The organism is Vibrio penaeicida (genome assembly GCF_002933855.1).
Lineage (GTDB): Bacteria > Pseudomonadota > Gammaproteobacteria > Enterobacterales > Vibrionaceae > Vibrio > Vibrio penaeicida_A.
This window is the reverse complement of record NZ_BFAQ01000012.1, coordinates 235,664-246,792: the sequence shown is the minus strand read 5'-3', so window position 1 is coordinate 246,792 and position 11,129 is coordinate 235,664. Positions and strand designations below refer to the sequence as shown.

At 45.6% G+C, this 11,129-nt stretch carries 11 protein-coding genes; all 11 read right to left on the bottom strand.

Annotated features, from left to right (window positions below; all coding sequences use genetic code 11):
- Nucleotides 1-216: 216 nt before the first annotated feature.
- The 11 genes from VPNCDNU1_RS28695 to VPNCDNU1_RS06590 all read right to left on the bottom strand — a co-directional run bounded on the left by VPNCDNU1_RS28695 (nt 217) and on the right by VPNCDNU1_RS06590 (nt 11,073).
- Nucleotides 217-396 carry a hypothetical protein gene (locus VPNCDNU1_RS28695; RefSeq protein WP_145959442.1) on the bottom strand — a complete coding sequence of 60 codons (180 nt, stop codon included), beginning with the start codon at nt 394-396 and terminating at the stop codon, nt 217-219.
- Nucleotides 397-490: 94 nt separating this feature from the next.
- Nucleotides 491-1,348, bottom strand: coding sequence for a hypothetical protein (locus VPNCDNU1_RS06635; RefSeq protein WP_104399634.1), 858 nt, complete (start codon nt 1,346-1,348; stop codon nt 491-493).
- A gap of 1 nt (nt 1,349) precedes the next feature.
- Entirely contained in the window at nt 1,350-1,922 is a 573-nt protein-coding gene (locus VPNCDNU1_RS06630; protein WP_104399633.1) for an outer membrane beta-barrel protein, read from the bottom strand.
- 102 nt (nt 1,923-2,024) lie between these two features.
- Nucleotides 2,025-3,563: an aldehyde dehydrogenase (NADP(+)) gene (locus tag VPNCDNU1_RS06625; RefSeq protein WP_104399632.1), complete on the bottom strand. Its 1,539-nt coding sequence runs from the start codon at nt 3,561-3,563 to the stop codon at nt 2,025-2,027.
- Nucleotides 3,564-3,600: 37 nt separating this feature from the next.
- A complete protein-coding gene (locus tag VPNCDNU1_RS06620; protein ID WP_104399631.1) occupies nt 3,601-4,734 on the bottom strand; it encodes a fumarylacetoacetate hydrolase family protein in 1,134 nt (377 codons plus the stop codon).
- Nucleotides 4,735-4,746: 12 nt separating this feature from the next.
- Nucleotides 4,747-5,733 carry an SMP-30/gluconolactonase/LRE family protein gene (locus VPNCDNU1_RS06615; protein WP_104399630.1) on the bottom strand — a complete coding sequence of 329 codons (987 nt, stop codon included), beginning with the start codon at nt 5,731-5,733 and terminating at the stop codon, nt 4,747-4,749.
- A 32-nt stretch (nt 5,734-5,765) separates the two neighbouring features.
- A complete protein-coding gene (locus VPNCDNU1_RS06610; protein WP_104399629.1) occupies nt 5,766-6,992 on the bottom strand; it encodes an enolase C-terminal domain-like protein in 1,227 nt (408 codons plus the stop codon).
- A gap of 11 nt (nt 6,993-7,003) precedes the next feature.
- A complete protein-coding gene (locus tag VPNCDNU1_RS06605) occupies nt 7,004-7,738 on the bottom strand; it encodes an ATP-binding cassette domain-containing protein (protein WP_104399628.1) in 735 nt (244 codons plus the stop codon).
- 10 nt (nt 7,739-7,748) lie between these two features.
- Nucleotides 7,749-8,762, bottom strand: coding sequence for an ABC transporter permease (locus VPNCDNU1_RS06600; protein WP_237324097.1), 1,014 nt, complete (start codon nt 8,760-8,762; stop codon nt 7,749-7,751).
- Nucleotides 8,763-9,779, bottom strand: coding sequence for a sugar ABC transporter substrate-binding protein (locus tag VPNCDNU1_RS06595; protein ID WP_104399627.1), 1,017 nt, complete (start codon nt 9,777-9,779; stop codon nt 8,763-8,765).
- 106 nt (nt 9,780-9,885) lie between these two features.
- Complete coding sequence (locus VPNCDNU1_RS06590) at nt 9,886-11,073, bottom strand: AGE family epimerase/isomerase (protein WP_104399626.1); 1,188 nt, start codon at nt 11,071-11,073, stop codon at nt 9,886-9,888.
- Between the last annotated feature and the right edge of the window lie 56 nt (nt 11,074-11,129).

Below are 11,129 nucleotides of genomic sequence, written 5' to 3'. Positions count from 1 at the left end.
ATTGAAACAGAATATGAGGATCTGAATCCTGCATCTTGAAGTCACTTGGGTATATACGAAGAATGTGTGGTGCATCGAAAATACAGGAACACCAGTAATTAAAACATTGTTTTGATTAGATTATTGGGCACAATAGCACTTGCTACATATGATTTCGCTTGGTTAAAACAGGAAGCCCGCAGCATGCGGGCTTTTTTTGTGGGTGTACGAATTAAATCACTTACGGATCTTCTTACTTCCTCTGAATTTATTGATGTAAATTTCAAACTCTGCGTCGGACAAGCGTTTGTTTTTCTCTCTTAAACAACTCACGAGAAGATCCCCGCCATTGTGTGTGATTAAGTCATTCAAAGTTAGGTTATCTATCGGCTCTGGTAAATGTCTTCGCTTTCTCATTAGGCAGTATTTCGTTTTCAAATTAGCGCGGATGCACCTAGTATTTTTGCAGAGAAACTCGTCCTAGATTTCAACTTTCTTAAACAACTATCCGTCACTGTTTAGCACTAAACTCAATCGGCGGAATATAATGCAGCTCGCGGGTATCGCGATGATACCTATGCTCAGAAAGTGATTTAAGCGATACCGAACTTGATATCCCGGTGTCTGTAGACGTGTACTTCTCCACTTGATGATCATGGGAGTAAAACAGCTCGCCATCACTTTGAGTTGCAGGAGCTGAAAAATCGCACCCCCACTCTTTATAGTTCGATCCCTCAGAAGTCATCTCACACACACCAAACCAATCAAGTCCTAATGCATCTTCGAATGTATTCGTATTTAAGTAATACTTAAGATTGCCAATTGTCGATGACACCGAGTAATCACCATTTCCTAAATCTAGGATCACTATATCTACGTGACCTTTCTTATTATTTAACGTAAATGACGCAATGGTTTCTTTGCTTTCGATAATATTGGAGGGTGCAGATATTAAGGTAATCGCAGAAGAGGACTTTATTTTCACAAAGTCCTTCTCAAAAAAACTGTCTAGTTCTGCACTATAAATACCATTATTAATTGTAGAACCGGCTTTAAGAACCGCTTTAAGATCAGCCACTGAATCATGATTTAGTGAACTAAGCGCCTGCCCAAGAATAGTATCCGTCGCGTAGGTTGCTTTTCTCGCAACGTTCTCTAAAATCAAGCTGTCTTCTGTCACGCTCACGGCATCAAGAAGGTCTGTTACCTTATTGCCAAATAGTTGAGAAGTGTAAGCAGCGCTGCCGTCATTTATTGCCTCACCCGAACTTTTAGGTATGGATGACACTGCATCGACTACCGAGCCTTTACATGCTGTCAGAGCCACCAAACACATGACTCCAGCTAGCGAAATCACCGACTTCTTCATGTTAAAATGCGTAACCAGCAGTGAGGTACCAGTTAGAATAAGTACCGTTTAAATAACCGATAGATGAAGAGTTGTTTTGCGTTATATCACTGCGAATAAATTCAGCACCAAGACTCAGTTGCCCCAAGTGATACATTGCACCTACACCGGAATTTAAACCTAAGCCATATACTTTGTGCCCTAAATCGGCAGAACGGTAGTTATTGATGTCCGTTTCAAGGTAGCTAAGGCCAAGCTTACCGTATATAGACACATTGTTTGTAAAACCAATACCAACCGCAAAACCAAACGATGTATCGGCAATTTTTAACGCATCTTGCCCTTTTGATACATCTTGGCGGGTATGAGATAGATACCCTCCCCCAAGAATGGTGTTAAAGACAGGTGCTTGTTTTAAATTGAACAACTCGATCCCAACCGCTGAACCACTTAATGAGTCCTTAGTATCAGTATCTTTAAAATTTGAAGTGCCACCTTTCACTATGAATGCACTATTTTCAAATCCTGCTGATAATGCGGTGCACGGTAATATCATCGCAAACCATGCGATGGCTGTTCTTCTAAGGTTTTTCATTGCCCACCCCGTGTTAAATTTCTCCCACGAGATGCTATCACTTTATACACTGACCAAATGTAAGGGCATGTAAGTCTATACCCAAGCTTAGCGCATAGGCAATCACACCCAGTCAGGGGCGTTTTGAAAACAAACTGGTCGTATCCATCGCTCAATGGCGGTTGACCCTACAGACGTAAATTGACCGTTCGTAGTTGCAGGATAGGGACCGCCATGAACCATCGACTGGCATACTTCAACGCCAGTAGGGAATCCATTAAAAATGATTCGCCCAGAAATTTGTTCCGCCTGTGATATGAGCGGTTGATGTACGTCGGGATCATCTTCAGTATCAAGCCAAAATGTAACGGTTAACTGCCCTTCCAAAGTTTGCAGAATCGCCAATATTTCCGTTTCATCTTTGGCTACAACAATTAGTGTCGATGCCCCAAATACTTCCGGCTGCCACTCATTCGGTGCCACTAAGAATTGTTTTCCTGATATACGATACAACGCAGGTTCACATTGATTCTCGCTGTCATCGATCTGCGTATTAACGTCGGGTTTTGTATTCATGCTCGATTTCAATACCGTCGCACCCAATGATTCCAAGCGTTTCACTCCCGCGTAGTAAGCTTCACAAATGCCTTTATTAAGCATGGTTTGTGCAGGTTGAGTGTGCATGTTCACTGTTAGTTTCTGAATAAATAGCTCGGTCTCACTCCCTTCACACACTAAAACCAATCCGGGGTTAGTGCAAAATTGCCCAGCACCAAGGCAAACCGAATCGGATAACCCTTTTGCTAACGATTCCGAATGGTTCACCAGTGATTTGGCTGAAAGAAAAACAGGGTTAACACTGCTCATTTCCGCAAAAACCGGAATAGGTACGTTTCGGCTTTGTGCCAACTTGTTCAATGCCAACCCACCTTGTTTCGAGCCCGTAAAGCCAGCGCCTTTAACGGCTGGATGAATCACCAATTGACTGCCAACGGTATTCCCACTGCCATAAATCATACTGAAAATGCCATCGGGCATGTCGGTTTTCTCTGCCGCATCTATAATTGCTGAAGCCGTAAAGTAAGACAGATATGGGTGCGATGAATGCGCTTTAACAATCACGGGGCAACCTGCGGCGAATGCCGAAGCGGTATCACCACCTGCGACAGAAAAAGCCAGAGGGAAGTTGCTGGCTCCAAATACAGCGACGGGTCCGATAGCGCGCTTCATCAAACGTAAATCTGGTCTCGGTAATGGAGTTCTGTCTGGAAGCGCTTCGTCGTGCAATTCCTCAAATGCACTCCCACTGACGAGAAGATCAGCGAACAGATTGAGTTGTCCAATAGTACGCTGTAATTCCCCTTTTAGGCGAGCTTCTGGTAACCCTGTTTCGAGTGTTCCAAATTGAACGATATCGGGCTCCCGACATAGCAACCCTTCGCCAATGGCTCGCAAAAAATCACTACGCTCGGTGCGTGCCGTTCTTGAAAACTCTAAACTTGCGTTACCAGCCTCAGTACACGCTCTTTCCGTTTGCGAGAGGCTAGCAGAATGAAACGCTTGCGGTAGAGGTTGGTTGCTTTTGGGGTTCGTGGCATAGATGGGGTGTCCCACTCCGCTTTCCCATGCACCACCAACCACGATTTGCCCTAGATTAGCCATAATAATTTATCCTTTTACCCTTTTGTCCATAGCCGGTTTAACTAGACTGCCGAGCATTCAAGTATCGATACAATGCACGTACACCAAATGTCCACGGCGGCAGCTTCTCACAGTGATCAACGGTGTTTTGAAGTCGCCCTAAATGTTGAGAATGAATGCTCACTACGTCACCCACCTTGTGGGTAAAACCACTCCCTTGTTCATCACGGTCTTGAATGGGGGCAAACATCGTACCCAGAAAAAGGGCAACGCCATCGGGGTATTGATGATGAGTTCCGATCAATTGGCTCACCAGCTGTTTGGGTGAACGGCTGATCTTACCCATGTCGGAGGATTCACCCAGAGAAAACCCATCTTTACCTTCAATGGTGAGGTGCACAACTTCACGCTCAATGTCCGCCAGCGTAAAATTCTTATCAAATACACGAATAAGAGGTCCTATTGAGCACGATGCGTTGTTGTCTTTGGCTTTACCGAGTAAAAGCGCGCTGCGCCCTTCGTAATCCCTCAGATTGACGTCGTTACCCAATGTTGCGCCCACAATGCTTCCCTTCGAGTTAACCGCAAGTACCACTTCAGGCTCAGGGTTATTCCAAGAGGATGTCGACAAAACACCAATTGGCGCGCCAAAACCCACACTCGACATGGGTTGTGCCTTGGTAAAGATTTCCGCATCCAGACCAATGCCCACTTCCAAATACTGGCTCCATAATCCTTTTTCTTGCAGCAACGTTTTCAGTTGCATGGCTTGTTCGCTGCCTGGGTTTACTTTCCCTAAATCCGTGCCTATCGCGTCAATAAGCTCTTGTCGTAATACCGATGCTTTTTGCGGGTTGCCATCGGCATTTTCTTCGATCACCCTTTCTAACATGCTGACAGCAAAGGTAACGCCAGCAGCTTTGATGGCTTGCAAATCAAACGGCGCGAGCAAATGGTATTGATTGCTTTTTGATTCAACTACGTTTTGCCATGAAACAATCGGTGCTTTGTCCCAAGTATTCAAAGCAGATAAAAGGTTTTCACTGTCGAGAAGTTCACTCACGGTGGAAAAGGAATCGGTGAGATCGTATACCTGCCCTTCCCTCACCAACACAATCAAAGGGCCAGCAGCATCGGCTGACCAAATTCTTCCGACCCATAATGCCTTTTCATCGTTTGGGATGATTGTCATATCGTCTTTCCTTTATAAATTGAGTTGGTTCAGTAGGTCTTCGGAGCAAGCAAACTTGTATTCATGTGAACCGCCAACACGAGGCTTAAAACTCAGTACCGCCCCTTCTATTGGGTTTTGCTTCAACTGTTCATGCGTCAAAGAGAACTGCGCGGAGGTGATGTACAAAGTATCGCCATTTTTCCCGCCGAAGGTGCAACTGGTTGGGTTGGTTACTGGTAAAGGCACTACCGAATCGAGCGAACCATCAGGTGCAATCCGCACAATTTCGGAGCCACCAAATCGGCAATTCCATAAATAACCCTCGCTGTCGATACAAGATCCATCCGGCGCACCATTTGGGTAATTTTGAAAGAAAATACGCGGGTTGCTCACCGCACCGGCCTCCAATTCATAATCGTACGCCCAAATCACATTGTTCATTGAATCACCAAAGTAGAAGGTTTCTCTATCAGGCGACCAAGCCATGGTATTGGTTAACCCTAAGTTGTATTCGGTCCAGCGTTTAGAGAAACCATCACCAACCACGCTAAACAGCGCGCCGGACTCCCTATCCATCTCTTTTCCACTGCCATCTGGATGAAGATTCGTTTGCATGGACGACACCCAAAAACGCCCCAACGGGTCGCATTTTCCTTCGTTGAGACGATTCCCTTGCATTTGATCGGGCTGAGAAACGGGGAGAACTTTTCCGTTGCGCCTATCGACCAAGCTGACACCTTGCGCAAACGCCACAATAAGGTGCGAATCGGATTGTTCAACTAGCGCGCACGCTGTTGGGAAGTCCTCTGTCTGTATGCGGGTGCAATTGCCATTTAGGTCAATGGTGACCAACGCTTTGTCGATGATATCAACGAAGATCAAACTGCTTTCATTTGGATTCCAAAGCGGGCTTTCCCCTACAGAAAACCGCGCACCCGAAACGACCTCTATATCACCAAATCTCTTGTCTAGGACGTTGTTTTTGTCAGGGTCGTGGTGTGAGTGTGAAGTGTCCATTTCATTCTCCTTTTGCTCAAACCTAACGTTGTTTAGCCGTTCGGATCTGCCCACTGAGTATTGGGGGTATAAGCAAACCAGTCGGGACGCGACGGATCTCTATCGTAGAGGTAACCACCCAGCTTTTTATACAGCTCTGCGTAGTGTTTCAGTTTGTCTTCATCGAGCTCAACGCCTAACCCGGGAGTTGTCGGAACTTGTATTTTCCCATCTCGATAGGTCATTTTCCCCCCTTTGATCACGTCATCTGTAAGGTGGTGATAATGCGCGTCCGCCGCATAGGTCAGCGTGGGTAAAACCGCCCCTAAGTGCAGCATGGTTGCTAATTGAATGCCCAACTCACCAGAGGAATGCACCGACACACTGGTTTGAAACGTTTCGCATACATTGGCTGCTTTAATGCAATTACGGATCCCTCCCCAAAAGGTGGTATCCAACAGAATCACATCCACTGCCGGGTCACGCACATTGGTCGCGAGTTGCTCAAAATTGATCACGACTGTGTTGGTCGCATTCGGGATTTTCACGCGGTCTCTGACCGTTCTCATACCATTCAGACCCCACGTTGGGTCTTCGTAATAATCGTTATTGAGGTCTTCAATATTGCGACCAAACCAAATGGCTTCTTCAACCGAAAATGCGGCATTAGGGTCGTATCGGACTTGGTCATCTGGTAAGGAATGCGCCAACGCTCGAAACAAGGCTAATTCATATTTCGGTGGGAATACGCCACTTTTAAGTTTATGAACCCGAAATCCGTGCTGCTCTTTAAGGTCGCGCGCGTGCTCTACAAGCTGCTCTTGAGTACGCACTTCCCCATAGCCATCATCATTATTGAATCGGAAGAATAAGTAGCTCGCAAATTCCACTTCGTCTCTGACTTTTCCGCCAAGTAAATCGCACACAGGCACGCCTAAAAACTTGCCACAAATGTCCAAACAGGCAAATTCAATCGCTGCATGGTATTGCGTTCGGTTGTTGTATAAGCTGGCGGTTGGGTTGCATATCTTCATACGCAACGCTTCGAGCTCAAAAGGGTTATGCCCGATTAGGTACTGCTTTAAGGCAACAATCATGGCTTCCGCAGACTCGCCACCACCGCCCATTTCCCCTAACCCAACAATGCCAACATCGGTTTCGACTTGAACAACGGTGCGTACAAATCTCCCCCAATGTGCGCCATTTGAGTGGCGCAAAGGCGCTTCCAGCGGAACGGTAATTGTCGTCGCTTTAATATCAGTGATTTTTGGATATTTCATGCTTGCCCCTCTTAGCTTATAAGCCTAGTCATGTGCTCTACCGATGTATCCTCGATGGGAAGATCTGCGGTTTTCTCTCCCCGTGCCATGGCGACAATACGGTCAGAAACCTGAGACACATGGTGCAAGTTGTGGCTGATAAAAATGCAGGTTACCCCCTGATTTTTCAGCATTTCAATGTATTCCAGAACCTTATCAGTTTCTTTAACAGATAAGTGGTTAGTCGGTTCATCTAAGATGAGGATTCGAGACCGAAAATAGATGGCTCTGGCTATCGCAACACCTTGACGTTGCCCACCAGACAGCTCTTTTATCGGGCGATGTGGGTATTCCAAATCCAAGCCGACATCTTTAATCGCTTTTATGGCTTCATCCGCCATTTTGGATTCGTTCAGCCACCCAAACCCTCTTGGTCCTTTTCTGCGCATTTCTCGCCCAATAAACATATTCCGCACGATGGACATTTCCGGCACCATTGCGGTGTATTGGTAAATGGTTTCAATACCCAAACCCATTGCGTGTCTTGGGTTTCGAATTGTGACCGGTTCTTCATCAATAAAAATATCACCACTGCTTTGGGTATGAACACCAGACAAAATTTTAATCAGCGTCGATTTGCCTGCTCCGTTATCGCCGATTAATCCGATAACCTCACCACGTCCAATCGATAAGTTGACGTTTTGCAAAGCTTCAACACCAGAGTAAGACTTTGATATATTGCGGCATTCCAGTAAGGGAGATTCCATTTTCAGCCTCCTATACTTTCATTTTGTCCGCCATTCGGCGGGTATATGTGTTTAACGCTACGGAGAAAACTATCATCGCGCCAACAGCAAATTTGAACCAGTTGGCATCAATGCGATTAATGATGATGATATTCTCAATGAACGCGATAAGAAGCGCCCCAATGATCGCCCCCATGACGGTGCCTACGCCTCCAGTTAAGGCTGCACCACCGATAACGGCAGCGGCAATCGCGTGAAGTTCGAACCCTGTACCCATGGTGGGAATAATGGCTTTAATCCGAAAACATTGGATGATGCCTGCAAAACCTGCGAGCACCGAACACAAAACAAAGGCAGTGGTTTTCACCAATGCGGTATTGATACCCATGTCGTGTGCAGCTTGTGTGTTTCCTCCTGTCGCGTAGATCCAACTGCCGAAGTCAGTTCTTCTTAGCCACATAGACAACACTATCGCAAACGCGACCAAATAAAAGATAGACGCACGCAGTAAATCCACACGTCCTACCAACCATGATGTATCCATATCGCGTGGGAATGGCGGTGGGAAACCGCCCGACATCACTATCGTCAAACTGCGGATCATAAACAGCATGCCCAGTGTGGTAATGAAAGAAGGCAACCCAATTTTTAACGTAATAAATGAGTTACATAGCCCAACAGCCGCCGCTCCTATAAGAGCGACAACGATAGCAAGCCCCACCGGTATACCAGCCGCAAGTAACAACACCATGATCATGGGTGAAAACGCAAAAACTGAGCCCACCGACAAATCGAATTCACCCGATACCATCAAAATGGTGACACCAATCGCTATCAAAGTAATTTCAGGAATGGGCTGCAAAATGATCATGAAATTGTTGAGCGTCAGAAAGTAAGGGTTGGACGCTGAGAAAAGCGCCAACATAACCATCAACATAATGAACGCGCTCACTTCAGGTCTGGATAGTAGATCTTTAATTTGGCGGTAAATCATATTCCCATCCTTGTGAACGGGGGCACTACTGCCCCCTAATTCCTGTTCCATTTAGCGCACTCCCTGATCGATATACCCTTCAAGTTCTGGAACATCACTTAACGTAATCAGGGCTTTACCCGTATTGACATCCCAAGCACTCAAACCGAATTTATTGATCAAATGAAGTTGGAGAATTGGCAAATAGCCCTGCAAATAAGGTTGTTGGTCGACGGTTAAATGCACATACCCTTTTTTCATTTCATCTATCAAAATTGGCACTAAATCAAAGCCACCCATTAGTATTTCATTTGGCTTCTTACCTAAATCGCGCAAGCATTCGCCAGCCCCAGCAAACCAAAAACCGGCTCCGATTACCGCATTGGTTTCAGGGTGACCTTGGATGTACTGACAAATTCGTGAACCCGTAATGGATAAGTCGTTACCCGAATCAATCACATCATAAGTAACTTTCCAGTCAGGGTTTGCAGCATTCAATTCGTTTAGGTATTTCTTGGCACCACCGATTCTGTCTTCTGCCCAGCTTTCCCCTGGTCTGGCTAGACCTAGCACCACATGAGCAGGTTTACTTCTATCGAATTTTTCCGCTAACCCTTTTGCTACTTCGTAGCCAGCTTGAAACAAATCTTGCCCAACAAACGCTAACCGAGCATTGCCAAGCTCGCCCTGTGTATCATCGACATTCGACACAATAACGGGGATGCCTTTATCGACGGCACGTTGCAGCGCTTCATCGTACAAGTTGTCATCTACAATCACCGTCACAATTCCATCCACACCTTGGTTGGTCACGGTTTCTATATTTTGTAGATGCATCTGAAGATTGCCGTTTTCTTGCGTAAACAGCAGTTGGCAATCGGCTTTTAGCAAGGCACAAGCGTCATCCATTCCACGTTTGATCGTCTGCCAAAATGTGTTATCGATACCCGTTTGTGTAAGGTAAGTAAAACGCAGCTGCTTTTCCTTTTCCGCTGCGATACTGGGTGAAGAAAACCCAAGTACTGTGCTACTGAGAATTGCACCCAGCAGTAATATTTTTTTGCTGTTAAACATTTTGTATTTAAACATGGTTCTATTCCTTGTCCTTTTGAACAGAATTGCGTTTTAAAGACACGCCTGTGCCGTGGCAGCTCTCGGTGAGAGCACCATGGTTCACTCGTATTAAAAAACGCGGTTAAATTCTTTTTAAACTCTGCAGAACTTCAAAACATGCAGACAGTGGATGATAGTCCGTTTTACTTGGTGGGCTTTTTAAGTTGTTGTATTTTTGATTACTGTGGTCGAGCAACCGATACCAGCCACCGTAGGTGTGATCGATAAAATGTCGATCGGCAACGCCCCATAAAGTCTCATACCATTGCCAATATTTTTTATCGCCCGTTTCTACCGCAAGCGCTGCAGAAGCGGCAATGGTTTCTGCCACAACCCAATAGTATCGGTCGGTATCTACTATTTCTTTGTCGGGAGAAAAGGTGTAATTCATACCTTCTGATTCATCGTCCCAACTTACTTGCACCGCAACATCGAATAAATGAGCCGCTGTTGGAACCATCCAGTCTTCTTTGTGGTAACGAGACAATATCAGAAGCAATTTAGACCATTCGGTAAAGTGCCCAGGCAAGTATCCCCATGGTCTGAACAAGTGTTTGGGATCGTCCAGATTGTATTCCCAATCGTGGTTCCAATCTTGATCGTAATGCTCCCAAATCAGCCCATCGGACTGGCTGGCTAAATCCACGCAAATTCGTTTTGCTAGAGTAACGGCTCGATCGAGAAATCGTTGTTCTTTTGTCGCTTCGTAAGCACAAATCATGGCTTCGCACATGTGCATGTTGGCGTTTTGGCCACGATAAGGTGAAATGTTGCTCCAACTGCCTTCTAAAATTTCATCCACATATAACTGGGCATTTTTATCCCAAAACCGCACTTCCAACACATCCCATATGTCATTCAATAATGTACGACCGCTTGGAGCATTGGCTTTGATGGAAGCGGCTGCTGCGAGTAAAACAAAGGCATGACCATAGCAATGCCGAGTTCCATCTTCGACATCCAAACCGTTCAATACCCACGCATACCCGCCATCTCGCTGTTTGTGATGCTCCAGTAAAAATCGAACGCCATGTTCTGCTGCTTTTTGATATTGCACATCGCCATTATTGAGATAAGCAAGCGAGTAATTGAATGCAAATCGGCAAGTACCAACCAGATGCTTGGTATCGAGATCGAAAATCGAACCATCATCCCGAAATTGATTGATGTACCCGCCGCGCTTATTGTCCATGCAATCAGGGTGGTAAAAATCCATGATGCTTTGAATGTGCGATTTCAAAAAGGATTCAGATTGGTAATGACTATCCATAGCATTCGCTTCCTTAAATTCAGTAATCCCGCTGTTTAGGCAATAACGTTATTCAG